The sequence below is a fragment of the Acidiphilium multivorum AIU301 genome (genome assembly GCF_000202835.1).
Lineage (GTDB): Bacteria > Pseudomonadota > Alphaproteobacteria > Acetobacterales > Acetobacteraceae > Acidiphilium > Acidiphilium multivorum.
Genome location: NC_015186.1, coordinates 2,522,286 through 2,548,631, shown reverse-complemented (window position 1 = coordinate 2,548,631; position 26,346 = coordinate 2,522,286). Strand labels below are relative to the sequence as shown.

At 71.2% G+C, this 26,346-nt stretch carries 21 protein-coding genes and 1 pseudogene; 14 read left to right on the top strand and 8 right to left on the bottom strand.

Annotated features, from left to right (window positions below; genetic code table 11):
* Position 1: 1 nt before the first annotated feature.
* Positions 2-1,792, bottom strand: a complete 1,791-nt coding sequence (locus ACMV_RS11495) for a patatin-like phospholipase family protein (RefSeq protein WP_013640522.1) — start codon at positions 1,790-1,792, stop codon at positions 2-4.
* A 181-nt stretch (positions 1,793-1,973) separates the two neighbouring features.
* On the opposite strand from ACMV_RS11495, the gene ACMV_RS11490 reads away from it, so the two are divergent.
* Positions 1,974-2,414 carry a DUF2267 domain-containing protein gene (locus ACMV_RS11490; protein WP_013640521.1) on the top strand — a complete coding sequence of 147 codons (441 nt, stop codon included), beginning with the start codon at positions 1,974-1,976 and terminating at the stop codon, positions 2,412-2,414.
* A 10-nt stretch (positions 2,415-2,424) separates the two neighbouring features.
* Entirely contained in the window at positions 2,425-3,090 is a 666-nt protein-coding gene (locus tag ACMV_RS11485; RefSeq protein WP_013640520.1) for a phosphoribosyltransferase, read from the top strand.
* Here the strand turns inward: ACMV_RS11485 and ACMV_RS11480 are convergent.
* From ACMV_RS11480 to ACMV_RS11465, 4 genes are read right to left on the bottom strand one after another with little or no spacing between them, the layout of a single operon-like run.
* On the bottom strand, positions 3,066-3,902 hold the full coding sequence (locus ACMV_RS11480) for an RMD1 family protein (RefSeq protein WP_013640519.1): 837 nt from the start codon (positions 3,900-3,902) through the stop codon (positions 3,066-3,068). The two genes, ACMV_RS11485 and ACMV_RS11480, sit on opposite strands and share 25 nt — an antisense overlap.
* On the bottom strand, positions 3,892-4,851 hold the full coding sequence (locus ACMV_RS11475) for a ribose-phosphate diphosphokinase (protein ID WP_013640518.1): 960 nt from the start codon (positions 4,849-4,851) through the stop codon (positions 3,892-3,894). Before ACMV_RS11475 ends, ACMV_RS11480 begins: the two co-directional genes overlap by 11 nt.
* Complete coding sequence (locus ACMV_RS11470) at positions 4,848-6,191, bottom strand: phosphotransferase (protein WP_012039783.1); 1,344 nt, start codon at positions 6,189-6,191, stop codon at positions 4,848-4,850. Before ACMV_RS11470 ends, ACMV_RS11475 begins: the two co-directional genes overlap by 4 nt.
* Before the next feature lie 2 nt (positions 6,192-6,193).
* Positions 6,194-7,531 (bottom strand): nicotinate phosphoribosyltransferase, encoded by a 1,338-nt coding sequence (locus ACMV_RS11465; RefSeq protein ID WP_013640517.1) that lies wholly within the window; start codon positions 7,529-7,531, stop codon positions 6,194-6,196.
* Between the two features lie 88 nt (positions 7,532-7,619).
* Here ACMV_RS11465 and ACMV_RS11460 point away from each other — a divergent pair, with 88 nt between their 5' ends.
* Together ACMV_RS11460 and ACMV_RS11455 are read left to right on the top strand one after the other, a co-directional pair.
* Complete coding sequence (locus ACMV_RS11460; protein WP_012039781.1) at positions 7,620-8,897, top strand: DUF445 domain-containing protein; 1,278 nt, start codon at positions 7,620-7,622, stop codon at positions 8,895-8,897.
* A gap of 2 nt (positions 8,898-8,899) precedes the next feature.
* On the top strand, positions 8,900-9,880 hold the full coding sequence (locus ACMV_RS11455; protein WP_013640516.1) for an NAD(P)-dependent oxidoreductase: 981 nt from the start codon (positions 8,900-8,902) through the stop codon (positions 9,878-9,880).
* On the opposite strand, the gene ACMV_RS11450 is transcribed toward ACMV_RS11455, so the two are convergent.
* On the bottom strand, positions 9,874-10,563 hold the full coding sequence (locus tag ACMV_RS11450; RefSeq protein WP_013640515.1) for a YggS family pyridoxal phosphate-dependent enzyme: 690 nt from the start codon (positions 10,561-10,563) through the stop codon (positions 9,874-9,876). The two genes, ACMV_RS11455 and ACMV_RS11450, sit on opposite strands and share 7 nt — an antisense overlap.
* Between ACMV_RS11450 and ACMV_RS11445 the strand changes: the two genes are divergently transcribed.
* The 6 genes from ACMV_RS11445 to holA all read left to right on the top strand — a co-directional run bounded on the left by ACMV_RS11445 (position 10,562) and on the right by holA (position 17,542).
* Positions 10,562-11,164: a thiamine phosphate synthase gene (locus tag ACMV_RS11445; protein WP_013640514.1), complete on the top strand. Its 603-nt coding sequence runs from the start codon at positions 10,562-10,564 to the stop codon at positions 11,162-11,164. The genes ACMV_RS11450 and ACMV_RS11445 overlap by 2 nt on opposite strands.
* A gap of 170 nt (positions 11,165-11,334) precedes the next feature.
* Positions 11,335-12,654, top strand: coding sequence for a porin family protein (locus tag ACMV_RS11440; RefSeq protein WP_013640513.1), 1,320 nt, complete (start codon positions 11,335-11,337; stop codon positions 12,652-12,654).
* A 229-nt stretch (positions 12,655-12,883) separates the two neighbouring features.
* A complete protein-coding gene (locus ACMV_RS11435) occupies positions 12,884-13,432 on the top strand; it encodes a DUF3576 domain-containing protein (protein ID WP_013640512.1) in 549 nt (182 codons plus the stop codon).
* A 4-nt stretch (positions 13,433-13,436) separates the two neighbouring features.
* Positions 13,437-16,031: a leucine--tRNA ligase gene (leuS, locus tag ACMV_RS11430; RefSeq protein WP_013640511.1), complete on the top strand. Its 2,595-nt coding sequence runs from the start codon at positions 13,437-13,439 to the stop codon at positions 16,029-16,031.
* Complete coding sequence (gene lptE, locus ACMV_RS11425; RefSeq protein ID WP_012039776.1) at positions 16,015-16,533, top strand: LPS assembly lipoprotein LptE; 519 nt, start codon at positions 16,015-16,017, stop codon at positions 16,531-16,533. The genes leuS and lptE overlap by 17 nt, the downstream gene beginning before the upstream one ends.
* Positions 16,534-16,537: 4 nt before the next feature.
* Positions 16,538-17,542, top strand: coding sequence for a DNA polymerase III subunit delta (holA, locus tag ACMV_RS11420; RefSeq protein WP_012039775.1), 1,005 nt, complete (start codon positions 16,538-16,540; stop codon positions 17,540-17,542).
* Between the two features lie 31 nt (positions 17,543-17,573).
* Here holA and ACMV_RS21980 read toward each other — a convergent pair.
* Positions 17,574-17,708: pseudogene (locus ACMV_RS21980) on the bottom strand (hydantoinase/oxoprolinase family protein); the annotation flags it as partial.
* A 128-nt stretch (positions 17,709-17,836) separates the two neighbouring features.
* Between ACMV_RS21980 and uvrA the strand changes: the two are divergent.
* Positions 17,837-20,710, top strand: coding sequence for an excinuclease ABC subunit UvrA (gene uvrA, locus ACMV_RS11415; RefSeq protein ID WP_013640510.1), 2,874 nt, complete (start codon positions 17,837-17,839; stop codon positions 20,708-20,710).
* On the top strand, positions 20,710-21,786 hold the full coding sequence (locus ACMV_RS11410) for a class I SAM-dependent methyltransferase (RefSeq protein ID WP_041665057.1): 1,077 nt from the start codon (positions 20,710-20,712) through the stop codon (positions 21,784-21,786). Before uvrA ends, ACMV_RS11410 begins: the two co-directional genes overlap by 1 nt.
* Before the next feature lie 54 nt (positions 21,787-21,840).
* On the opposite strand, the gene ACMV_RS11405 is transcribed toward ACMV_RS11410, so the two are convergent.
* Positions 21,841-24,129 (bottom strand): FdhF/YdeP family oxidoreductase, encoded by a 2,289-nt coding sequence (locus tag ACMV_RS11405; protein ID WP_048857956.1) that lies wholly within the window; start codon positions 24,127-24,129, stop codon positions 21,841-21,843.
* Between the two features lie 323 nt (positions 24,130-24,452).
* Here ACMV_RS11405 and ACMV_RS11400 point away from each other — a divergent pair, with 323 nt between their 5' ends.
* Positions 24,453-25,385, top strand: a complete 933-nt coding sequence (locus ACMV_RS11400) for a LysR family transcriptional regulator (protein WP_007424563.1) — start codon at positions 24,453-24,455, stop codon at positions 25,383-25,385.
* A 39-nt stretch (positions 25,386-25,424) separates the two neighbouring features.
* Positions 25,425-26,336, top strand: a complete 912-nt coding sequence (locus ACMV_RS11395) for a bestrophin family protein (protein WP_013640506.1) — start codon at positions 25,425-25,427, stop codon at positions 26,334-26,336.
* The last annotated feature ends 10 nt before the right edge of the window (positions 26,337-26,346 follow it).

The following is a 26,346-nucleotide window of genomic DNA, read 5'->3' as shown; positions in this document are numbered from 1 at the left end:
CTCAGCCGGCGCCGCCGGCGCGCGGCAGCAGATCGTGCCGTTCCAGCGCCGCCCGGAAGGCGGCGACGATATCGCCGGTGATCCGCGCCGAGATGAAGCGTTCGCCGGCGTCGAACCAGAGATTGGCCAGCAGCCCCGAGATCTCGTCTTTCTGCGCGATGGCGAGAAGGGCGGCCACCCGCTGGCCGAGTGCCGGGCGCAGCGTTTCGGGGTCGAGTTGCCCCGCGGGCCAGGGCAGGATGCTGGCATGGCCGCCGGGCGCCGGGCCGAGACTGTCGGGGATCACCGGCAGCCAGTAGGCGGCGGGGGGTGTCGCGCCGTCTACCGTGGGCAGGGGGGCGCCATCGGCATCGAGCGCGTGGCGTTGCCGCTCGGCGAGGCTCCAGCCGTCGAAGAGCGGGTTGTCGGCGCGCAGGATCAGCACGCGGCGCAGATAGTCGCGCATGTTCAGCCGGCCGAGCATGAAATCGTGGACCCGGAAGGCCCGGCAGAAGAAGCCGCCGAAGGCGTGCAGGACGGTGGTGGCGGCGGCGGCGGCGCCCGCCGTCTTGCGGTCCGGCCGGACCGGCACGAGCTGGAAATGGCTGAAGATCCGCGGGTCGGCCATCATGTCGAGATCGGCGGTGAGGTAGTTGGCGCCGGCCTCCATCGCCCCGAGCGCGGCGAGGCCGATGCCGCCCATCCCGCCCGCCACGCGGCCGGGCGCGCGGGGCTGGTGCAGCGTGGGGTCGATCAGCAGCAGGGCGCGCCGCGCCGCGTCCGGCCCGGGTTCGAGCGGGGCGGCCATGCCGGCGAGTTCGCGATGCGCGAGCAGGACCGGATTGTTGTCGAACACGCCGCCATCGATGCCGGTGAAGCCGACCTGCCCGCCGGTGGTCGGCAGGCTGGACCAGTCGGGGACCAGCGGCTCGCAGATCGCGCCGGCCGGCGTCCGCAGCACATGCGGGCGATAGCGGTACTGCGCGGCCGGGCGGGTGAGCGCGCGGGGCCGCAGCGCCATCGGGTAGGCGCCGCCGGCCAGCGCATATTGCATCAGCGTGCCGAAATCGGCGAAGCCCTCGCCGGACGGGTTCAGGCCGATCCAGAATTCGTCCGGCCGCCGCGCCCCGGCGGGGTCGGCGGCGATGCCGCTCGCGGGCAGCGCGAAGCGGGCGTAGTCGGCGTGCTGGGCGTAGTTTCCGCCCGTCCAGCCGGTGAAGGCCGGGACGTCGAACCGGTAGGGAATGCCCTCGACATTGGTGACGGACAGGATCATCCGGTACGGGTCGGGCAGATAGGCGCGGCCGAACCCGTTGGGCGTTTCGCCATAGCGGACCATGTCCCGCGCGATCTCGTCGAGGCGCCGGCAGTTGAGCAGCGAGGCCGCCGTGCCGCCCGCGAGGTCGGACGGGTCGAGAAAGGCGAGGCCGTCGACCCGGTTGACCCAGACATCGAAGAGCGGATTGTCCGGCATCGCGGCGGTCGCCATCAGGGCGGCGAAATCGTCCGGCATCGGGTGATGGGCCTTGCGGGCGTAAAGGCCGAGAATCCCCGCCGTGATGCCGCCGCCCGAGCAGCCGGTGACGATCGGCAGGCGAACCCTGTGCGGCGGGTCGGTCGCCTCCCAGGCGTCGAGCAGCTCGACCAGCGCGTCGAGCGCGCCGGCGGTATAGGCGCCGGCCGAGACGGTGCCGCCGAGCACGAGGCCGAGTTCGAAGGTGCGTGGCGGCGGCGGCGGGCGCTCCAGGGGGAAATACCGGGCGAAGCCGGGCGGCGGGGCGGGCGCCGCCAACGGCGCGTCATCATCGTCCATCGAAGGATCCCCTTCAGCCGCCCGGCGGGGGCGGCTGCGCCATGTGTAACAAGTCGAAACGAAATTCGCCAGTCGCCGGAACGCATTTCGCCGGACCGCATTGTAACCCGATCGGACGACTGCGTTGCCCCTGATTCTGCTCTAGCCTGCGGGCATGACGACATCGAACGGAGGGCCGGTGATGAAGGCCGCAAGTCTCGATACCTCGGTGCAGCGGGCGCATGAGTGGCTGCATGAAATCGCCGGCGAACTCGGCTTCGACAACGAGCGGGCGGCCTATGCGGCGCTGCGGGCGACGCTGCACGCCGTGCGCGACCGGCTGCCGGTCGGGCTGGTGGCCCATTTCGGCGCCGAGATGCCGACCATCGTGCGCGGGGTCTATTACGAGGGCTGGCATCCGTCGCCGGAGCGCCTGCGCGCCGCGCACAATCGCGATTTCGCCGAGGCGTTGCGCGCGGAACTCGCCGGGCATGACGAGTTGCAGGATGTCGGGCGCGTCGCCGGCGCGGTGATCCGCGTGATCGAGCGGCGGATGGCGCCGGGGCAGCTCGCCCACGTGATCGAGGCGCTGCCGCGCGGGGCGCGGGCATTGTGGGCGGCGGCGCAGGCCGCGCCGGGCTGAACCCCGCCCCATGTTCCGCGACCGCGCCGATGCCGGGCGCCGCCTCGCGGCCCGGCTGCGCCACCTGCGGCACCGCCATCCCGTCGTGCTCGCCCTGCCGCGCGGGGGCCTGCCCGTCGGGTTCGAGGTGGCGGCGGACCTGGAGGCGCCGCTCGACATCGTCATCGTCCGCAAGATCGGCGCGCCGGACCAGAAGGAACTCGCCATCGGCGCCGTCGCCGAGGGCGATCCGCCGCTGGTGTATCTCGACGACGGGCTGATCCGCGCGCTGGCGGTGCCGGCGCGCTACGTCGAGGCCGAAACCGCGCGCCAGATCGAGGAGATCGCGCGCCGGCGCGCGGTCTATGGCGCGGGCCGGACGCGGGTGCCGGTGGCCGGCGCCGCGGCGATCGTCGTCGATGACGGGATCGCGACCGGGGCGACGATGCGCGTCGCGCTGCGCGCCACGCGGGCGCTGCGGCCGGCGCGGCTCGTGCTCGCCGTGCCGGTCGCGGCGCCCGACTCGCTGGCGGCGCTGCGCCCGCTGGCGGACGAGATCGCCTGCGTGGAGACGCCGGCCTCGCTCGGCGCGGTCGGCGCGTTCTATCTCGATTTTCCCCAGCTCGAGGACGGCGAGGTGACCGCCATCCTCGCCCGCGCCGCGGCGCGGCCTCAGCGCAGCGGCGGCAGCGTGTAGAGGGCGAGGCCGAGTTCGGCGAGGATCAGCGCGACGATGTACCACTCGACCCGCAGGCTGCTGCGCGCCTGGACGAGACCGAGCAGGGTCTCCACCGTCCGGCCGGCGAGATCGAGCTTGCGGTCGAGCGCGCGGTCGCGCTCGCGGAGCTCGTATTCCTCGGCGAGATGCAGGTGCAGGCGTTCGAGTTCGGGATGGTCCCAGAGCAGTTCGGGCTTTTCCGCCGTCTCGGCGCGGCCGACCATGCGGTGCTGGATGCCGAGGACGACGCCGATCTGCCGCAGCAATACCCGCCCGCGCGCGTTCACCCGGCCCCGCGCGCGCAGTTCCGCGGCGAGCGGCTCGATCCGGTCGAACATCCCGGCCATCACCGTTTCGTAACGCGCCAGCACCAGGCTCTTCGCCAGCACGTCGGCGATCAGTTGCAGATGCTCGATCGCGCAGTGCGGCAGCACGATGGCGCCCTCGTCGCCGGCCGGCGGCGGCCCGGGGCCGATCCGCAGGCGGGCCGTCTCGGTCTCGGGGCTGGCGAAGGGCTCGGCGACGAAGGGCGCGAGCGCGGCGAGAAGGCGGGCCGTTGCCCCCTCGTCGGCGCCGAACAGCACCGCGGCGCCGTAGCGGAACAGGACCGCGACGCCGCCGGCCGCCGGAAGCGCGAGCGCGAGCGGCGCCGTCGCCAATGGCTTCGCCCGGTCGAGCCGCCGCAGGTCCAGCCGCTCGCCGAGCAGCAGCGCCCGGACCGCGATGTCGCCCCGCGCCGCCAGCGCCGCGATGGCGTCCGCCGCGGCGGGGAGGGGAGGGTCAGCCGGCATCGTGGCAGGCGGCGATCGCCCGGGCGAGCGGCTCGGCGGCGTCGAGGATCGTCAGCCGCGCCCTGGCCGCCCCGGCGAGGCGAAACGGCGGCACCGTGCTGCTGACCACGACGCTCTCGAACAGGCCGGCGGCGAAGAGGTCTTCGGCGCCGCCGGTGAACAGGCCGTGCGCCGCGGCGGCGTGGATTTCGGCGGCGCCGGCCTCGCGGCAGGCGCGGGCCGCGCGCAGCAGCGTGCCGCCGGTGCTGATCAGGTCGTCGACGATGATGGCCACGCGGCCGCGCACGTCGCCGGCGAAGAGCGTGCCGGTCACCACCCCGCCGGAGCGGTGCTTTTCCATGAAGGCGGCGCCCACCGGCGCGCCGCGCAGGGATTCCAGCGCCTCGCGGACCTGTTCGGCGCGCTTGGCGCCGCCGGTATCCGGCGACACCACCACCGCCGGAACCCGGCGCAGCAGGGGCGCGAAATGCGCGGCGAACAGCGGTGCGGCGGGGACGTGCAGGCTCGGGCAGCGGAAGGCGTTCTCGAACGCGGCGAGGTTGTGCACCTCCAGCGTGATCACCTGGCCGATGCCGACCGCCTCGAACATCGCGGCGACGTAGCGGGTGGTGACGGGATCGTTGGTCTTGGTCCGCCGGTCCTTCCGCGCGTAGCAGAGATAGGGCGCAACCGCCGTGACCCGCGCGGCGCCGGCATCGCGCAGCGCGCCGCAGAAGAACAGCAGGCGGCAGAGCCGGTCATTCGCCGAATCGCCCTCGCCGCCGTGCAGGGTGTGCAGCACGAAGGCGTCGTGGCCGCGCACGTCCTGCAACGGGCGGGCCTTGTGCTCGCCATCCTCGAAGTCGCGCTCCTCGTGCGCGGCGAGGGCGATTTCCAGCCGGGCGGCGACCTGTTCGGCGAGCGGTCGGCTGCCATGCAGGCCGAACAGCGAGAGCGGGGCGCGGGTCATGGGGATGTCCTTTTCGCGGCATCGGGCGGGCGCCAGGCGGCGGCATCCGGCGGCACCGGGCCGAGGCTCCACAGCCCCTCGAACGGCGCGGCGTGGGCGGTGGCGAGGGCGAGGGCGCGGGCGCGGGTGGCTTCGTCGCCGAACGCCGCATCGATCACGACCGAGCAGCCGGCGGCGAGGGTTTCCGCCGCCTCGTGCCAGGCGGCGTCGCCCGCCGCATCCGGCCTCACGATCCGCGCGCCGGGCGCGGGCGCGGCGCGGCCGGCGCATGCCGCGGCACGGTGGCTCCGGTCCGCGCCGCCGCCGCCGACGGCGATCACGCGCGGCCGGGCCGGGGCGAGGAAATCGAGGCCGGCGGCGACATGGCGCCTGGCCTGCGCCGCCAGCAGCAGCGCCCGCGCGGAATCGGTCTGGCGCCGCGCGCCGCCGGCCAGCGCGTAGCTGCGGGTCGCGGCGCGCAGGGCGAGGAAAAGCGGCATGGCGCGCAGCCCCATCGCATCCGGCGCGACATCCGCATGGGCGTTGAACACCGCGTTGGCGAGGTCGCGCCGGCCGCGCAGCTCGAGGTCCATCAGCAGGAAGGCAAGGTCGTAGAGCAGGTCGATGCAGCCGATCTCGTCGCTGAACTCGATGCAGTCGAACATCGTCGGACGGCCGCCGAACAGGCAGATATTGGCGAGCCGCAGATCGCCGTGGCAGCGCCGCACCCGGCCGCTCGAGCGCCGCCAGTCGAGCAGCGGCGCGAGCCCGGCCAGGGTGGCGCGGGCGTGGCGGCTCAGCGTGTCGACCGCGGCACCGTCGAGCGTGCGGGCGGTCAGGGCCAGTTCGCGCTCGTTGGCGGCGATCACGCGCTCGATCGCCTCGCTGCCGCCGTGGTCGGGCCGGGATTCGGCGGCGAGATGAAAGCGGGCGATGGCGGCGCCGAGCTCGCGCATCAGCGCCGGCGTGAGCGCGTCGCGCGCGGCCATCGCGTCGAACAGGTCGGACTGGTCGAAGCGCCGCATGACGACGACATGATCGACCGCGGTACCCGGACCATCGAAGGCGAGGTGGCCCTTTTCGTCGCGGGTGATGGCGCGGACGGTGAGATAGAGCGTCGGCGCGGTGCGGCGGTTGAGCACCAGCTCGGCCTCGCAGGCGGCGCGGCGGGCGGCGGGCGTGGTGTAGTCAAGCGCCGAATAGCGGATCGCCCGCTTGAGCTTGAAGGCGTGCGGACCGGCGAGAAAGACGATCGAGCAATGGGTCTCGATCCGCTCCACCGTGCCGGTGGCGAGGCCGTGGCTCTCCGGGCGGGAGAGGAAGGCGATGACGCGCCGCTGATCCTCGGGGTGCGGCGACATGCTCAGGGTTCACCGGCCGCCGCGCGGTCCGCCGCGGCGGCGAGGGCGCGGATGGCGGGGCTGATCGTCACCGGCACCGTGCCGGGTTCGAGCCGGCGCAGCGCCGGGGGCAGGCTGGCGAGCGCGGCGGCGGCCCGCTGCCGGGCGGCGGCGAGATCCGCCGTTGCCGGGTCGACGCGCCGGCCGGCGCGCATCACCGGGCGCAGCAGCGCCGTGCCGGTGGGCGGTTCGTCGTGCAGCCCGACGGTATCGCCGAGGATGGTTCCGTCGGCGGCGAGGCGGCGCCAGACCTGCTTGGCGCCGGGCCAGGTGGCCTTGCCCTCGCTGCGCTTGCGCCGCGGCCGGCCGGCATAGGCCTGCAGCTTGTAGGCGCAGTCGAGCGCCGGGGCGTCGCTCGCGGTGGTCAGCGCGGTGCCGATGCCGAACCCGTCGATCGGCGCGCCGGCGAGGCGCGCGATCCGCGCCTCGTCGAGCCCGCCGCTGGCGAAGATCCGGATCGCGCCGCATCCCGCCGCGTCGAGAATGCCGCGCACCGCCCTTGCGTGATAGGCGAGATCGCCGCTGTCGAGCCTGACCGCCGCGATCGCGATGCCCTCCGCCGCGAGGCGGGGCGCCAGCGCCGCGACCCGCGCGGCGCCGCGCTCGGTGTCGTAGGTGTCGATCAGCAGGCAGAGCCCGGCGGGGCGGGTGCGCGCGAAGTCGAGGAAGGCCTCGGTCTCGCCGTCATGCGCCTCGACGAAGGCATGGGCCATCGTGCCCATGAGCGGAATGCCGAACCGGCGGCCGGCGAGCACGGTGGCGGTGGCGTCGAAGCCGGCGAGCCAGGCGGCGCGGGCGGCGAACAGCCCGGCCTCGCCGCCATGGGCGCGGCGCAGCCCGAAATCGACGAGCTGGCGCCCGCCCGACGCGAGCACCATCCGCGCCGCCTTCGAGGCGATGACGGTCTGGAAATGAACGATGTTGAGGAGGCGGGTTTCCACGAACTGCGCCTCGGGCAGCGGCGCGGTGACCCGCAGCACCGGCTCGTCGGCGAAGACGGCCGTGCCCTCGGGCACCGCATCGACGTCGCCGGTGAAGCGGAACCCGGCGAGACTGTCGATGAAGCCCGGCGCGAACCGGCCGGTATCGCGCAGCCAGGCCAGATCCTCGGCGTCGAAACGCATGCCCTCGAGGAACGTCACCGCCTGGTCCAGCCCTGCCGCGAGCAGGAAGCCGCGCTCGGGCGGCAGGCGGCGGAAGAACAGCTCGAACACCGCGCTGCCGGTCATGCCCCGCGCCGCGTAGGCTTCGAGCATCGACAGCTCGTAGAGGTCGGTCAGCAATGCGCTGGCGTCCGGCATGGCGGAATTCTGCGCGGCGCGGGTGGTGTGTGTCGTTGATTCTCGTCAACCGACGCCGCGGCTTGCCCGGGTCGGCGGATCGGGCCACATGGACGCGATGACCGAAAACGACCCTGAAGCCGCGCTCCGTCGCTCGCTCTTCCGGCATCGTGCCTTCGCGACCGGGCTGCTGGCGCTGATGGCGGCGCTGATGGCGGCGGGATACGCCATGCCGCCCGACCCCGCCGCCCTGTTCCTGCGCGATGCCGCCAAGGCCGGGCTGATCGGCGGCATCGCCGACTGGTTCGCCGTGACCGCGCTGTTCCGCCACCCGCTCGGCCTGCCGATTCCGCACACCGCCATCCTGCCGGCGCAGAAGGAGCGGCTCGGCGCCGCCCTGGGCCGGTTCGTCGCCAACCACGTGTTCACCGGCGCCGATGTGACGCGGTTTCTCGCCGGGCTCGACATTCCCGCCCTGCTCGGCCGGTTCCTCGCCGATCCGGCGATGTCCACACCGCTGGCGGAGGCCATCGCCGGGGCGCTGCCGCGCCTGCTCGATTCGGTCGAGGATGGCCGGGCGCGGCGGGTGCTCGGCCGCCTGCTGCCGCGCATGGCGGGCGGGCCGACCGCCGGCCGCCTCGTCGCCCGCGCGCTGGCCTCGCTGGTCGAGAGCGGGCGGCACCAGGAGGTGTTCAGCTTCATCCTCGGCCAGCTCCGCCTGCTGCTGCAAAGCCGCGAGGCCGAGCTGAAGCAGGCGGTGCGCGAGCGCGTGCGCGAGCAGGGCGGCGCGCTGGTCGGCTGGGCGGTGGGGGCGAACATCGCCGCGCGCGTCGTCACCGCGCTCAATACCGAGCTGGAGCGCGTCGACCCCGATGGCTCCGAGCTGCGCGCCGCCTTCGACGAATGGGTGCGCCGCGAGATCGTCCGCCTCACCGAGGACCCCGAACGCGCCGCCGAACTCGGCGCCGCGCTGCGCGGGGTGGTGGGGCATGAGAGCGTGCGCGCCTGGGGGGCGGAGCTGTGGTCGCGGCTGCGCGCCGCGATCGCGGCGGACGCGGCGCGGCCGGGCGGGCACGCGCAGCAGCTGATCGCCGGCGCCCTCGCCAATTTCGGCGCGCTGCTCGCCGGGGATCCCACCATGCGCGCGCGCATTTCCGCCGGCGCGGGCATGGTCGTCACCCGCCTGCTGCCGGGGGCGCAGGCCGAGATCGCCGGGTTCATCGGCCGCGTGATCGGCAACTGGGACGCCGCGACGATCACCGAGCGGCTGGAACTGCGCGTCGGCAAGGACCTGCAATATATCCGCGTCAACGGCACGCTGGTCGGCTTCCTGATCGGCGGGCTGATCTTCCTTGTCCTGCATTTCGGATTTCACCAGCCGGGGTAAGCATGCACATCCACATCCAGGAATTCGCCGACAGCCCCTATCTCAAGCTGACGGCGGCCGAATTTCACGAGGCCGCCGCGCTGGCCGGCGGGATCGGCGAGGGGCATACGCTGACCGTGGGCGAGACCGAGGCGGAGTTCGCCGCCGCGGCACCCGGGATCGAGGCGCTGATCGCCACGCCCGCCGCGATCCGCCGGCTCGACCTCTCGATCGCGCCGAAGCTGCGGCTGATCCAGTCCACCTCCGCCGGCGTCGACCCGCTCGCCCCGTTCGACATGATCCCCGACGGGGTGATGCTGCTGAACAATCGCGGCGTGCATGCCGACCGCGCCGGCGAGTTCGCGATCATGGCGATGCTGATGCTGGCGACCCACATGCCCGCCTTCGCGACCGACCAGCGGGCGCATCGCTGGCAGCGCCGGTCCTCCGGCACGGTGGCCGGCATGCGGGCGACGATCGTCGGCGTCGGCGGGCTCGGCGGCGGCGCGGCGCGGCGGGCGCGGCAGTTCGGCATCCATGTCACCGGCGTGCGCAACGGCGCCGCGCCGCACCCCGATTGCGACGCGACGCGGCCGGTCGGCGATCTCGACCTGATCCTGCCGCACACCGATTTCCTGCTGCTGACCTGCCCGCTCACCGCGGCGACGCGCAACCTGCTCGATGCGCGGCGGCTGGCGCTGCTGCCGCCGCATGCCGGGGTGATCAACATGGGCCGCGGCGCGCTGGTGGATCAGCCGGCACTCTGTGCTGCGCTGCGCGCGGGCAGCATCGCCGGCGCGGTGCTCGACGTGTTCACGACCGAGCCGGTCCCGCCGGACGATCCGGTGTGGGACACGCCGAACCTGGTCATGACGCCGCATATCTCGTCGGACGATCCGGCGCGCTACAACGCGGCGACGCTGGCCAGCTTCTTCGCCGCGCTGCGGGCGCTGGCCGCCGGGCGCGTCCCGGCCACGCTGGTCGATTTCGCGAGAGGCTACTGAGGCGCGTGGCGGGCGCCGAACAGCGCCGAGCCGACGCGCACCTCGGTCGCCCCGCAGGCGATCGCGGTCTCGAAATCGTCGGACATGCCGATCGAGCGCACCGGCAGCCCGTGCGTGTCGGCCATGGCGACGAGGGTGCCGAAATGCGGCGCGGGGTCCTCGCCGAGCGGGGGAATCGCCATCAGCCCCCGCAACCGCTCGCCGAACCGGGCGCGCATCGCGCGGATGAAGCCATCCGCCTCGGCCGGGCTCACCCCGGCCTTCTGCGGCTCGTCGCCGACATTCACCTGCACCAGCAGCCGCGGCATTTGCCCGGCGCGCTCGGCCGCCGCCGCCAGCGCATCGGCGAGTTTCGGCCGGTCGAGCGAATCGATGCAGTCGAACAAAGCCACCGCCTCGCGCGCCTTGTTGGTCTGCAACGGCCCGATCAGGTGCAGCGCGAGGCCCGGATGCGCCGCGCGCAGGAGCGGGAACTTCGCCGCCGCCTCCTGCACCCGGTTCTCGCCGAACACGAGTTGCCCGGCGGCGAGTGCCGCCTCGATCGCCGCGACCGGCTTGGTTTTCGACACCGCGATGAGCGTGACCGCGCGTCCCTGCGCGGCCGTGGCGATGCGCGCGCGGATGGAATCGAGGGCGGGCCTGATCGTCTCGGGCCTGATCGTCTCGGGGCTGAATTCGCTCATGGATGAACAACTGATCGCGGCGGCACGGGCGGTCAAGCGGCGCCGTCGCTGCCGCCACCCCACGCTCTGGCTGTTCACCGATCGGGCCCGATTGCCCGACCCGCTCGGCGCGATCGCCCGCCTGCCGCCGGGACTCTCCGGCGTGGTGCTGCGCGACGATGCGGCGCCGGACCGGGCCGCGCTCGCGGCGGCGGTGGCGAAGCTCTGCCGGCGCCGGCGAATCGCCCTCGTGGTCGCCGGCGATGCGCGGCTGGCGGCCCGTCTGCACGCCGGGCTGCACCTGCGGCGGGGCAGGGTTGCGCCGGGCCGCAAGCCGGGTCTGGTGACCGCCTCGGCGCATGGCCGGCAGGAGCTGGTGCGCGCGCGCCGGGCCGGCGCCGGGCTGGTGTTTCTCTCGCCGGCCTTCCCGACGGCGAGCCATCCTGGGGCGCCCGCCCTCGGGCCGGTGCGCTGGGCGGCGCTGGCGCGGCTGGCCGGCGGGGTTCAGGTGGTGGCCCTTGGCGGCATCGAGGGGCGGCGGATGCGGGCGCTTGGCCCGGCCTGCCGCGGTGTTGCGGCGATCGGGGCTTTGTCAAATCAGTGTCATACAGTGTGGCGTTGATACCACAGCGCAGCCAAATAGCCTTCACCGGCGCTTTCGGATGTTGCTTCCTGAGACTGAAATGCCTTTTATCCGCCTGTCTGACGCCTCGCCGCGACGGCTTTCGGGCCTTGAAGCGGCGCAGGCGGCAAAGAATTCACGCCGGTCTGACCGGCAACATGGAGGTTTGAATGCGCAAGTATCTTCTGGCGTCTGCCGCATCGCTCGGCTTGATGGTCGCCGCGTCCGGTGCCGCTCACGCCCAGGCTGCCAAGGCCCCCGCTCCGGGTCAGATCGTCGTCCACCTGAACGGCCTGTTGAACGACCAGATCAACATGATCGGCGCGACGGGTGATAGCGTCCAGGGCGGCACCAAGCTGAACCCGATCGGCATGTCCGGCTTCCTGCGCCTGTATCCGGGCTTCGACGGTACGACTGAGAATGGAATTCAATATGGTGTCGCGACAGAGTTGCGCACCACTTACACGCCCGCTGGCGTCGGTACACACGAAGGTTTCGGGGCTGAAGGTGGTAATGGTTATACTACCCTAGCTATCCGTCGTGCTTACGGATATATCGGAACACCTCAGACCGGTTTCGTTCGATTTGGGCAGACTGATGGTATTTGGTGGCTGCTGGCGACCGGCGAATACTATAATTTCGGCGATGGCAATTTGTGGAATTCTGATGGTGGTGTTGGTACGGCTGTGCCGTCTCCTTCTGATGGTGGTGTTGGTACGGCTGTGCCGTCTCCTGATGCACCAAAGGGGCTCTTCACGTCATCTGGTGCGCTCTACACGACCAACAAGATCGTCTACATCTCGCCTGACGTCGACGGCTTCAAGGCTGGCTTCGACTTCGAGCCTAATTCTAACGCCTTTAACGAGGGTGCGCTTTGCACAATCGGAAGCACGAATTGCGCAACGCTTGCCAGCGCTCCGGGAGGGGTGAAGTCACGCCGCAAGAACACCATCACAGGCGGTCTTGAATATTCGGGCGAGTTTAGTGGAACGGGCGTGACGCTAGCTGTCGACTACCTGCACGCCGCTCCAATCGGCGACAGCACCGGCACGGGGGTTGGATACAAGTCGATGGGCATCGCCGAGTTCTCCGGTCAGGTGAAATACGCCGGCTTCACGCTGGGTGCGAACGTCAAGACCGGTCAGGTGAACAACGGTTACACCTTCCTGACGCCGGGCCAGCGCGACCTGTTCTTCTATGAAGTGACGGGTATCTACGATTTCGGCCCCTATACAGTCGGTGCCTACTACTTCAACAACCAGGCCGCTGGTGCTTACACGCCGGGTTCGAACATCGGCCGCACCGAGACCGATTACGGCATAGCCGTCGGCGCGAACTATGCGCTCAGCAAGAATCTCGGCGTGTATGCGACCTACCTTTATGGTCACCGTCATCAGGATGGTTACACTTTCGGAACAAACAACGGCGTTGCTCTGACGAACAACGTGCAGTCCCAGGCGTTCAGCCTCGGTGCCGCTCTGAAGTGGTAATCTGACCCGAAAGGTGTTCAGGTGGGGCGGCGGAGCGATCCGCCGCCCTTTTCATTTGCCGGTGCCGCGTGGCGGTTGTCGCCTGGCGGCCTTGAGGGCGTTGTTTGGCGGCCTTGAGGGCCGTAGTTTGGCGGCCTTGATGGCCGCGCGGGCCTTGGCGCGGCCGCGCGGCAAGGTTAAAGACCATCGTTGCCGGCCGGATCCTCCGGTCCGAACTGCGGAGACGAATGTGCGCTTTCCAGACATGACCTGCCCGAACAACTTCCTCCGGCCTGCTCTGAAAGCCGCGGCGCTGGGCTCCGCGCTCGCGCTCGTGGCGTGCAGCAACGCGAAGCAGCCCAACCTGCCGAACATGGAAACCTATCGAACCCCGCAGGCGATGGCCTCAAGCGGCAATGGCGGGCTCGGCACGCTGTTCACCTTCGGCGGCAAGAGCCACGCGGAGCAGACCGGTGTGGCGGTCAATGCCTATCTCTGGCGCGCCTCGCTCGTCACGCTCAGCTTCATGCCGCTGGCCTCGGCGGACCCCTTCGCCGGCGTGATCGTGACCGACTGGTATTCGCCGCCGGCCAAGCCGGACCGGCGCTTCAAGGTGTCCGCCTATGTGCTCGGCACCACGCTGACCGCCAACAACCTGAAGGTTTCGGTCTTCGAGCAGGATCGCCAGGACGGCGCCTGGGTCGACCAGCCGGTCGATCCCGCGGTTGCCAACGGCCTCGAGGATCGCATCCTCGCCCGCGCCGCCCAGCTGAAGGCGGCGGGGCAGCTGAACGGCTGAGACCATGGACCAGACCACGCACGACGCCTCCGCCTATGATTTCACCGCCGCCGAGGCGCGCTGGCAGGCGGCGTGGGAGGCGCGGAACTGCTTCGCCACCGCCGACGCGCCGCAGGGCGGCCGGCGGAAATGCTACGTGCTGGAGATGTTCCCCTACCCGTCGGGGAAGATCCATATGGGCCATGTGCGGAACTACGCGATCGGCGACGTGATCGCCCGCGCCCGCCGCGCCCAGGGCTATGACGTGCTGCACCCGATGGGCTGGGACGCGTTCGGCCTGCCGGCCGAGAACGCGGCGCGGGAGCGCAATGTCGATCCCGCCAAATGGACGCGCGACAACATCGCGGCGATGAAGGCCGACCTGAAGCGCGTCGGCCTCTCGGTCGACTGGTCGCGCGAATTCGCCACCTGCGACCCGGAATATTACGGGCACCAGCAGAAACTCTTCCTCGACCTCTGGCGCGCCGGCCTGGCCTATCGGCGCGAATCGGCGGTGAACTGGGACCCGGTGGACATGACCGTGCTCGCCAACGAGCAGGTGATCGACGGGCGGGGCTGGAAATCCGGCGCGCCGGTGGAAAAGCGCAAGCTGCGCCAGTGGTTCTTCCGCATCACCGATTTCGCCGCGGACCTGCTCGCCGGGCTCGACACGCTGGAGAACTGGCCCGAGCGGGTGCGGACCATGCAGCGCAACTGGATCGGCCGCTCCGAGGGCGCGGAATTCACGATCCGGCTGGCGGCGCCGTGCGGCGGCATCGAGAGCGTGCCGGTCTATTCCACGCGGCCGGACACGCTGTTCGGGATGAGCTTCGTCGCCCTGGCGCCGGATCATCCGCTCGCCACCGCCGTTGCCGCGGCCAATCCCGAGGCCGCCGCCTTCATCGCCGAGTGCCAGAGCGCCGGCACCTCCGAAGCCGCGATCGAGGCGGCCGAGAAGCGCGGGTTCGATACCGGGCTGCGCGTCGTCCACCCCTTCGATCCGTCGCGGACCCACCCGGTCTGGATCGCCAATTTCGTGCTGATGGACTACGGCACGGGCGCGATTTTCGGCTGCCCGGCGCATGACCAGCGCGACCTCGATTTCGCCCGCAAATACGGGCTGGACGTCACCGTCGTCGTCGCGCCGAAGGACGATCCGGGCCTCGCGGTGGGGGATGTCGCCTTCACCGGCGATGGCGTGATCGTCAATTCCGGCTTCCTCGACGGGCTCGACGTCGCGGCGGCGAAGTCCCGCGCCATCGCCGAGCTCGAATCGCGCGGCGCCGGCAAGGGCGTGGTCAACTGGCGCCTGCGCGACTGGGGCGTGTCGCGCCAGCGCGCCTGGGGCTGCCCGATCCCGATGATCCATTGCGAGGTCTGCGGCACCGTTCCCGTGCCGGAAAAGGACCTGCCGGTGCGGCTGCCGGACGACCTGCCGTTCGACCGGCCGGGCAACGCGCTCGACCATCACCCGAGCTGGAAGCACGTGGCCTGCCCGCAATGCGGCGCGGCCGCCCAGCGCGAGACCGACACGTTCGACACCTTCGTCGATTCCTCGTGGTATTTCGCCCGGTTCTGCGCGCCGCACGCGCCCGTGCCGGCCGACCCGGCGGCGACCTCGCACTGGATGCCGGTCGATCACTACATCGGCGGCATCGAGCACGCGATCCTGCACCTGCTCTACGCCCGCTTCTTCACCCGGGCGATGCACCGGCTCGGCCAGGTCGGCGTCGCCGAGCCCTTCGCCGGCCTGTTCACCCAGGGCATGCTCACGCATGAGAGCTACCGCACCGAGGACGGCAAGTGGCTCTACCCCGAGGAGGTGATCCGCCACGCCGATCACGCGACGACGCTGGATGGCCGCAAGGTGATCGTCGGGCCGATCGAGAAGATGTCGAAATCGAAGCGCAACACGGTCGATCCCTCGGCCGTGATCGCCCGCTTCGGCGCCGACACCGCGCGGTGGTTCGTGCTGTCGGACAATCCGCCGGAGCGCGACGTGGAATGGACCGAGGCGGGGGCGCAGGGCGCGTTCCGCTATGTCCAGCGGCTGTATCGTCTCGCCCGCAGCGTCGCCGCCGACCGGGCCGACGACGTGGCGCTGGAGCGCGCCGAGGGCGAGGCCCGCAAGCTGCGGCAGGCGACGCATCGCACCATCGCCGCGGTGACCGAGGCGATCGACGGTTTCGCCTTCAACGTCGCCATCGCCCGGCTCTACGAGCTGGCGAACGCCATCGCCGAGACCGAGGGGCGGGATGCGCCGGGGCTGCCGGCGGCGCGGCGGGAGGCGATGTCGGCGCTGATCCGCCTCGCCGCGCCGATCATCCCGCATGTCGCGGAAGAGGCGAACGCGCAGGTCTCGCCGGAGGCCGGGCTGGTCGTCAACCAGCCCTGGCCGGTCGCCGAGCCGGAGCTGCTCAGGCGCGATTCGGTGACGCTGGCGGTGCAGATCATGGGCAAGCTGCGCGGCACGATCGAGCTGCCGCCGGGGGCGGACGCCGAAACCGCCATCGCGGCGGCGATGGCCGAGCCGCGCATCGCGCAACTTCTGGAAGGGGCGACGATCGTCAAGCGCATCCACGTTCCCGACCGGATCGTGAACTTTGTCGTCCGTCCTTAAGATCCTGCCCCTCGCGGGCCTGCTCGCGCTCGCGGGGTGCGGGTTCCGCCCGCTATATGGCGGCGGCCAGGCGGGAACCGCCGTCGTCTCGCAGCTCGACGAGATCGATGTCGGCTTGCTGCCGGACCGGCAGGGGCAGTTGCTGCGCCAGGCGCTCGAAGCCGAGTTGCAGCGCGCCGGCGCGCCGTCCTTCTATCGCTACCATCTCGCGGTCGACTATGGCTGGAACGTGCAGATCGTGGGCGTGCAGCCGGACAGCTCGAACACCCGAAACCGCTACATCGCCACCGCGCAATGGACGCTGACGCCCGAAGGCGACCGGAGCCGGATCATCGCCCGCGGCTCGACGCAGGCGATGGATGCGATCGACAACATCGACAACCAGAACTTCGCGGGCACCCTGGATCAGGGCGTGCTGCGCCATCGCTTCGCGAAGCGGCTCGCCCGGCAGATCACCCAGCAGCTCGCGGTCTATTTCCGCAATCACCCCGACCGGGGGTAAGCCGGTGAAGATCGACGCCCGCCACGTCGAGACATTCCTCGCCGATCCGGGCCGCGCGCGGTTCGTTCTTGTCTATGGACCCGACACGTCGCTGGTTGCCGAACGGGCGCGCCGGCTGGCGAAGCTGGTCGCGGGATCGCTCGACGATCCGTTCCGGCTCACCGAACTCGATGCCGACACCGCCGAGCGCCTGCCCGAGGAAGCCGGGGCGCAGGCCTTCGGCGGCGGCCGCCGGGTGGTGCTGCTGCGCGATGCCGGCGACCGGCAGGTGGCACCCGTCGAGGCCGCGCTGGAGGGGAAGGGCGATGCCCTCATCGTCGCGATCGGCGGTGATCTGCCGGGGCGGTCGAAACTCCGCGCCCTGGCGGAAAAACACGCGGAGGCGGCGGCCATCGCCTGCTACCTGCCGGATGGCGCGGCCCGCGGCCCGGCGCTCGAGGCGGCGCTGCGGGCGGCCGGCGTGGGCATCGGCCGCGAGGCGCTCGCCCTCGCCGCGAGCCGGCTCGGCGGCGAGACCGGGGCGCTGCGCGACGCGGCGGAACGGCTCGCCCTCTATGCCGGGCCGAACGGCGCGGTGGATATCGAGGCGGTCGAGGCGGTGCTCGATGATCAGGGCTCGGCCTCGATGCAGGATGCGATCGATGCCGCCCTGGCCGGCGACGTGAAGGCGGCGGACCACGCGATCGGGCTGGCGCTGGAGGAAGGCGCCGCGCCGGTCGCGGTGATCCGCGTGCTGCTCGGCGAACTCGCCGGGTTGCGGCTGATGGCCGACGCGGTCGCCGGCGGCGCGAGCCCGCGCGATGCCGTTGCGGCGCGCCGGCCGCCGGTGTTCTTCAAGCGCCAGCCGGTCGTGATGAAGGCGGTGGCGCGCTGGCGGGAGCCGGCGATCATGGCGGCGATCGAACGGGGCCTGCGCGCCGAGGCGGACTGCAAGCGCACCGGGGCGGTGCCCGAGGCGATCGTGCGGCAGATGCTGCTGGGGCTCGCGCAGCGCGCCGCCCGCGCCTGAGGTTCAGGCGCCGTAGCCGCCGCACGCCGGCGATCTCGGTCTCGAAGGAACGGGCATAGGCGCCGTCGCAGAGCGCGACATCGGTCGAGGTTCCGCCCATGTCGAAGCCGACGATGCGGGTGAAGGTGCCGCCGCGATCGATCCAGAACTGCCACGGCCCGCCCATGAACCCGCCTCTTGACGATGCGCGCGCCTGTCCATCATGCGTCCGCCGGGCGCGCATCTGCCTCCACCCCCTTTCCAGCATGCGCGGACGGGGCCATATCGTCGCGGGGACATTTCGGGAACATGGCTATGGCAGGGTCGGGCTACATCACCGTGCGCGGCGCGCGTGAGCACAATCTGAAGAACATCGACGTCCGCATCCCGCGCGACCAGCTCACCGTGATCACCGGGCTGTCCGGCTCCGGCAAGTCCTCGCTCGCCTTCGACACGATCTATGCCGAGGGGCAGCGCCGCTATGTCGAGAGCCTGTCCGCCTATGCGCGGCAGTTCCTCGAACTGATGGGCAAGCCGGATGTGGACAGTATCGAGGGCCTCTCGCCGGCGATCTCGATCGAGCAGAAGACGACCTCGCGCAACCCGCGCTCCACGGTTGGCACCGTTACCGAAATCCACGACTACATGCGCCTGCTCTGGGCCCGCGCCGGCGTGCCCTATTCGCCGGCGACCGGCCTGCCGATCGAGGCGCAGACGGTGAGCCAGATGGTCGACCGGGTGATGGCGATGGCGCCCGGCACCCGCCTGCTGCTGCTCGCCCCGGTGGTGCGCGACCGCAAGGGCGAATACCGCAAGGAACTCGCCGAATTGCAGCGCCGCGGCTTCACCCGCGTGAAGGTGGACGGCAAGCTCTACGAGATTGCCGAGGTGCCGGCGCTCAACAAGAAGATCAAGCACGAGATCGAGGCGGTGGTGGACCGCATCGTCGTGCGCGAGGGCGCGGAACAGCGGCTTGCCGATTCCTTCGAGACCGCGCTCGCCCTCTCGGATGGCATCGCCTATGCCGAGAACGCCGACACAGGGGAGCGCACGGTGTTTTCCGCCCGCTTCGCCTGCCCGGTCTCCGGCTTCACGATCGAGGAGATCGAGCCGCGCCTGTTCAGCTTCAACTCGCCGCACGGCGCCTGCCCCGAATGCGCCGGGCTCGGCACCGAGACCGTGTTCGACCCCGCGCTGATCGTGCCCGACGAGCGCCGCTCGCTCGCCGACCAGGCCATCGCCCCCTGGGCCAACGCGCAGTCGCCCTATTACGACCAGACGCTGGCCTGCCTCGCGAAGCATTTCCGGGTGAAGCTGACCACACCCTGGGAAGACCTGCCCGAGACGGTTCGCGAGGCGATCCTGTTCGGCGCCGGCAAGACGGAGATCGACTTTTCCTACAAGGACGGGGTGCGCGCCTATACCGTCACCCGCCCGTTCGAGGGGGTGGTGCGCAATCTCGAACGCCGGATGCGCGAGACCGACAGCGTGTGGGTGCGCGAGGAGCTGGCGCGCTACCAGGCCGAGCAGCCCTGCCGGCGCTGCCAGGGCGCGCGCCTGCGCGACGAGGCGCTGGCCGTCCGGGTTGCCGGGAAAAACATCGCCGAGGCCTCGGATCTTTCGATCCGCGAGGCGCGCGACTGGTTCGCCACCGTGCTCGACACGCTGACCCCGCAGCGCCAGGACATCGCCCGCCGCATCCTCCGCGAGATCAACGAGCGGCTGCAATTCCTCGTCGATGTCGGGCTCGACTATCTCTCGCTCGCCCGCAGCTCGGCCACGCTGTCGGGCGGGGAAAGCCAGCGCATCCGCCTCGCCAGCCAGATCGGCTCCGGCCTGACGGGCGTGCTCTACGTTCTCGACGAACCCTCGATCGGCCTGCATCAACGCGATAACGAACGGTTATTGGGCACGCTGCGCCGGCTGCGCGATCTCGGCAACACGGTGCTGGTCGTCGAGCATGACGAGGATGCGATCCGCAGCGCCGACCACGTGATCGATATCGGCCCGCGCGCCGGCGTGCATGGCGGCGAGCTGGTCGCCGAGGGCTCGGTCGCGGACATCGCCGCCAATCCGCGTTCGCTCACCGGCGACTATCTCTCCGGGCGACGTTCCATTGCGGTTCCGGAACGGCGACGGCCGGTCGATCCCGCGCGGATGCTGAAACTCGTCGGCGCCCGCGGCAACAATCTCAAGACCGTCACCGGCGAATTCCCCCTCGGCGTGTTCACCGCCATCACCGGCGTCTCCGGCGGCGGCAAGTCCACCCTGGTGATCGACACGCTCTACAAGGCGGTCTCCCGCCGGCTGATGGGCTCGGGGCAGGTGCCCGCGCCGTTCGAGCGGCTCGACGGGCTCGACCTGCTCGACAAGATCATCGAGATCGACCAGTCGCCGATCGGCCGCACCCCGCGCTCCAACCCCGCGACCTATACCGACCTGTTCGCCCCGATCCGCGACTGGTTCGCCGAACTGCCGGAAAGCCGCGCGCGCGGCTACAAGTCCGGCCGCTTCTCCTTCAACGTCAAGGGCGGGCGCTGCGAAGCCTGCCAGGGCGACGGGGTGCTGAAGATCGAGATGCACTTCCTGCCCGACGTCTTCGTCACCTGCGACACCTGCAAGGGAAAACGTTACAATCGCGAAACGCTGGAAATCCGCTTCCGGGAGAAATCCATCGCCGATGTGCTCGACATGAATGTCGACGAGGCGATGGGCTATTTCTCCGCCCAACCCCGCATCCGCGACCGGCTCGAACTGCTCGGCAAGGTCGGGCTCGGCTATATCAAGCTCGGCCAGGCGGCCACGACCCTTTCCGGCGGCGAGGCGCAGCGGATCAAGCTCGCCAAGGAACTCGCCCGCCGTGCCACCGGCCGCACGCTCTACATCCTCGACGAGCCGACAACCGGCCTGCATTTCGAGGATGTGAGGAAATTGCTGGAGGTTCTCCATGCGCTGGTGGATGCCGGCAATACCGTGATCGTCATCGAGCACAATCTGGAAGTGATCAAGACCGCCGACTGGATCATCGATCTCGGCCCCGAGGGCGGGGATGGCGGCGGCGAGATCGTCGCTGCCGGCACGCCGGAAGAGGTCGTGACGAACGAGCGGTCTCATACCGCGAGCTTCCTCGCGCCCCTGTTGCCGAAGCCGGCGGCGCGGAGCGCCGGGCGGCGTCGCAAGGTGGCGTGATGCTGCCGGCCTGGAAGCGGGCGCTGCTCCGCTTCCCGCCGCTCGCCCGCATCGCCGCGCGGGAGGGCGCGCTGCACAACCGGGTCGCCGCCCTCGAAGCCGAGCTCGCCGCCCTGCGGCCGCCGCCGGCGCCGCCATTCCCGATCGTTCACGCGATCGAGCATTTCTGGTGCGACCGCTGCGGCGTGTTTGTCTGCGGCTGGATCCATGCCCATGCGGTGAAGGTGCGCGCGGTCGCGCTGCGCGTCGGCGACCGCCGCACCGATCCGGTGCCGCCGGCGCCGCGCCCGGACGTGCAGTCGCATTATCCCGAGATCGGCGACAGCGGCTTCAGCCTCTACCTCGAGGCTCCGCCTTTCCAGCCCGCCAGCCTCGAGATCGCGACCGATGCAGGCGACGTCTCGATCCCGCTCGAACCGCCGCCGCTGCCGCCGCCGCCGCCCTCGCCGCTGGTGATCCGGCCCTTCATCGACGAACTCCGGCAACGGCGCGGCCGGGTGCTGGAAATCGGCGCCCGCCTCGTCAGCCCCGGTGCCTATGCGCGGGCCCGCGATTTCGAACCGGACTGCCATTATGTCGGCTGCGACATTCATCCCGCGCCGGGCGTGGACCTCGTGGCCGACGCGCACTCCCTGTCGGCGGCGACCGGCCGGGGCGCCTTCGAGGGCATCTTCTCGGTCGCGGTGATGGAACACATCGCCGAGCCCTGGCGCGTCGCCGCCGAGATCAACCGCGCCCTTACCCCAGGCGGCCTGACCTTCCACATCACCCACCACACCTTTCCCCTGCACGAGACGCCGAACGATTTCTGGCGCTATTCGGACGAGGCGATGCGGATCCTGTTCGGCCCGGCGCGCGGCTTCGAGATCGTCGATGCCGGCATGCGCAGCCCGGTCAGCCTGGTGCGGCTGTTCCCCGGCCGCGCGGCGGCGGACATGGAGATCACCCGTCACGCCGGCTATGTCGGCACCTGGGTGCTGGCGCGGAAGGTCGCCGAAATCGCCGACGACGCGCCGGATGCCGGGATGACCGGCGATCTCGCCGAACGCAGCCGCGCCTATCCGAAGCGCGGCTGAGCCTCGGGGACGTTCCGGCCGGATGGGTCCACCCGACCGGACAGCGAGGCCCCGTTATTCCCCGGCGGCGAGCGGCGCCACCGTCACCGGCACCGACTTGTAGGTCGGCGTGCCGCTCTGCCGGTCGTGCCGGGCCAGCGGCATCAGCACGTTGGCCTCCGGGTAATAGGCGGCGACCGAGCCTTCCGCGATGTCGTATTCGATGGCGGTGAACCCGGCGAGGCGATGCGCCCCGTCCTCGGCATGGGCGACGTCGATCCGCCCGCCATGCTCGATGCCGAGCCGCGCCATGTCCGCGCGGTTCATGAACACGACGTCGCGCCGGCCGAACACGCCGCGATAGCGGTCGTCCATCCCGTAGATCGTGGTGTTGTACTGGTCATGGCTGCGGATCGTGGTCAGCAGCAGGGGGGCCTGCGCCGCGCCGGCACCGGCCGGCGGCATGAACTCGGCGCGGCCCGAGGCGGTGCGCCAGACGCGCTCGGCCGGCGGGATCGGCAGGCGGAAGCCGCCCGGCACGGCGATCCGCGCGTTGAAATCGGCGAATTCGGGGAACACCGCCTCGATCGCGTCGCGGATCAGGCTGTAATCGGCCACCATCTCGCGCCAGGGCACGGTGCTGTCGGGGAGGGTGGCCATGGCGATGCCGGCGACGATCGCCGGCTCCGAGCGCAGCAGTGGCGAGGCCGGCGCGAGCTTGCCGGCCGAGGCATGCACCATCGACATCGAGTCCTCGACGGTGATGACCTGCGGCCCGCTCTCCTGGATATCCTCCTCGGTGCGGCCGAGGCAGGGCAGGATGATCGACTCCCGGCCGATCAGCAGGTGCGAGCGGTTGAGCTTGGTGGCGACATGCACGGCGAGATCGAGCCGCCGCATCGCCGCGGCGCAGGCCTCGGTATCCGGCATGGCGATGGCGAGGTTGCCGCCGAGGGCGATCAGCGCGCGGGAGTCGCCGCGCAGCATCGCCTCCATCGCAGCGACCGCGTCATGCCCGTGGGCGCGCGGCGGGGTGAAGCCGAAGCGCTGCGCGATCCGCTCCAGCATCGCCTCGCCCGGCTTCTCGGTGATCCCCACGGTGCGGTCGCCCTGCACGTTGGAATGGCCCCGCAGCGGGCAGATCCCGGCACCCGGCCGGCCGAAATTCCCGCGCAGCAGCAGCAGGTTGGCGATCTGCCGCACATTCTGCGTGCCGGTCGCGTGCTGGGTGATGCCCATGCCGTAGGTGACGATGGTCGATTTCGCCCGCGCGTAATGCCCGGCCACGGTGGCGAGATCGGCGCGCGAGAGCCCGCTCGCCGCCTCGATCCGCTCCCACGGCGTCGCCCGCAGGTCGGCGGCGAGATCCTCGAACCCGTTGGTGTGCGCGGCGATGAACGCCCGATCGAGGATGCCGGCGTCCGGCCCCGCCTCGGCGTCGAGTTCGAGCAGCGCCTTCATGATGCCCGAGAGTGCCGCGGCATCGCCGCCGACCCGCACCTTCAGGTAGGTCGAGGCGATCGGCGTCGCCCCCCGCGTCGCCATCTCGACCGCGTTCTGCGGGTCGGCGAAGCGTTCCAGCGCCCGCTCGCGCATCGGGTTGAACACGATGATCGGCACCCCGCGGCGCGCGACCTCGTGCAGCGTGCCCATCATCCGCGGATGGTTGGTGCCGGGATTGTGGCCCATCGCGATGATCAGGTCGCAATGGTCGAAATCGTCGAGCGAGACGGTGCCCTTGCCGAACCCGATCGACTGCGGCAGCCCGACGCTGGTGGCCTCGTGGCACATGTTCGAGCAGTCGGGGAAATTGTTGGTGCCGTATTCGCGGGCGAAGAGCTGGTAGAGGAACGCCGCCTCGTTCGAGGCGCGGCCGGAGGTGTAGAACTCCACCATGTCGGGGTCGGGCAGGGCGCGCAGCACCGCGCCGATGCGGGCGAAGGCGTCGTCCCAGCCGATCTCGCGATAGGTGTCGCTCTCATGGTCGTAGGCCAGCGGGTGGGTGAGCCGCCCGGCATCCTCCAGCGCGTGGTCCGACCAGCCGAGCAGCTCGCTGACCGTGTGGGCGGCGAAGAAATCGGGGCCGACGCGCTTGCGCGTCGCTTCCCAGGTCACCGCCTTGGCGCCGTTCTCGCAGAACTGGAAGGTCGAGGTGTGTTCCTTGTCCGGCCAGGCGCAGCCGGGGCAGTCGAACCCGGTGGGCTTGTTGGTGCGCAGCAGCAGGCGGGCGGCGTCGCCGGCATCCATCTGGGTGCGGATCGCCTTGGCGGTGGCGCGCAGCGCGCCCCAGCCGCCGGCCGGCGCGTCATAGCGCCGGATTCCCTTCAGGTTGTGATCGGGCACGATGCGACGTCGGGTGGTCATGGGCAGCATCTCCGCTAGAGCGCCTTCCGATCCTCCCGGACCGGATGCCGTGCTCTATGATATTGACAATTAAAGCATCGTTACCGGACCGGACGATTCCATCCGGGCGGGTGACGCTCCAGGCTGGCCGCGCCGGCCCGGATGCCGGGCGCGTCCCGCACGTGACGCCGCGGGCCGGCCTCCGCAACCCCTCGGGCAGCAAAACTCCTGTGCAGGGCGGGGCAGGGCGCGCGGCCCCGCCGCCCCTTGCGGCGCGGCGGCGTATGGCCGACATCAGGGCACCGGCGCCGCGTGCGGGTGCCGCCCCTGCCGGAGGTCGGAACGTGGATTACCTGGGAGCCTTGCGCCTGTTCGGCCGCGCGGTCGAGCTTGGCAGTTTCTCGAAGGCGGCCGAGGCGCAGGGGGCGAAGGTCTCGACCGTCTCGCGCGCCGTCGCCGCGCTCGAGGCGGATCTCGGCGTCGCCCTGTTCCACCGCTCGACCCGCCGCCTGCACCTCACCGAGCCGGGCGAGCAGTTCTATGCCCAGGTGCAGGCCATCCTCCGCAATCTCGACGAGGCGCGCGATTCGGTCGCGGCGATGCAGGCGCGGCCGCAAGGCCTGCTGCGGCTCAACCTGCCCGGCGCCTTCGGCCGCCGCCATGTCGTGCCCTTCATTCCCGACTTCCTGAAGCTCTATCCCGGCCTCAGGCTCGAACTCTCCTTCACCGACGTGCGGATGGACCTGCTGGCCAGCGGCGCCGACCTCGCCATCCGCATCGGCCCGCTGATCGACTCGACGCTGATCGCCCGCAAGCTCGCCGGCCACCGCCGCGTCGTCTGCGCGAGCCCGTCCTATCTCGCCGGCGCCCCGCCGCTCGCCGCGCCGCGCGACCTGCTGCGGCACAACGCGCTGATCTACACGCTGCAGCCGACCGACCGCTGGTTCTTCCGCCGCGGCACCGAGGCGGGCGAGCCGGAGGAGGAGGTGCCGATCGCCGGCATCCTCCGCTCGGATGATTCCGAGGCGCTGCTCGACGCGGCACTCGCCGGCGTCGGCATCGCCCTGCTGCCGGTCTGGCTGGTCGGCGAGGATATCGCGCGCGGCCGGCTGGTCCGCCTGCTGCCCGACTGGTTCTCGATGATCTCGACCCGGCCCGGCGGGATCTATGGCATCTATCCGCCGCATGCGCGGATTTCCCCCAAGGTGCGCGCCTTTCTCGATTTCATCGAGACCAGGTTCGGCCGCCCGCCCTACTGGGATGCCGGCACCGGCTGAATGCCGCCCCCGTCAACCGCACAAAGGACAAAGCCCGCGATGATCGTCCGCGATCGTGCCGATACGCTGACCCTGCTGACCACCCTGCGCGGATCGATCCTGCTGCGCGTCGCGCCGCGGCTGCTGGCCGTCTTTGTCCTCGCGCTCGGCGTGACGCTCGCCCATGCCGCCTATCCGCTCCCGCGCTGGCCGTTGGCGACGCTGCCGTTCACCCTGCTCGGCCTCGCCCTTTCGATCTTTCTCGGCTTCCGCAACAGCGCCTGCTACGACCGGTGGTGGGAGGGGCGGCGGCAATGGGGCGCGCTGATCGCGGAATCGCGCGCCCTGATCAGGGAGGTCGGCGCGCTCCTGCCGGAGGACGCGGCGCTGGCGCATCGCCTCGGCGGCCGCATCGTCGCCTTCGCCCATCTGCTGCGCGACCATCTGCGCGGCGAGGCGGGGGCGGAGTGGGAAGACTGGATCGCGCCCGCCGAGCGGGACTGGCTGGCCGGCCGGCAGAACCGGCCCGATGCCGCGCTGCGCCGGCTTTCGGGCGAACTCGCCGCCCTGGTCGCGGCCGGAAGGCTGAGCGACATGCTCTACCGCATCCTCGCCGAGCGGATTGCCGCGATGACCGGCATCCAGGCCGCGTGCGAGCGGCTGCGGGCCACGCCGCCACCCTTCACCTATTCCCTGCTGCTGCACCGCACCGCATGGCTGTTCTGCATCTTCCTCCCCTTCGGCTTCGTGCAGACCCTTGGCCTTGCGACCCCCGTCGTCACCGTGATCCTGGCCTATGCGTTCTTCGGCCTCGATGCGCTCGGCGACGAGCTCGAGGAGCCTTTCGCGCTGTCGCAGAACGCGCTGCCGCTCAACGCCTTCGTGCGGACGATCGAGATCGCGGTGCTCGAGGCGCTCGGCGCGGCCGACCTGCCGCCGCCGCTTCTGCCGGTCGATCACGTCCTGACCTGACCGCCCGCCT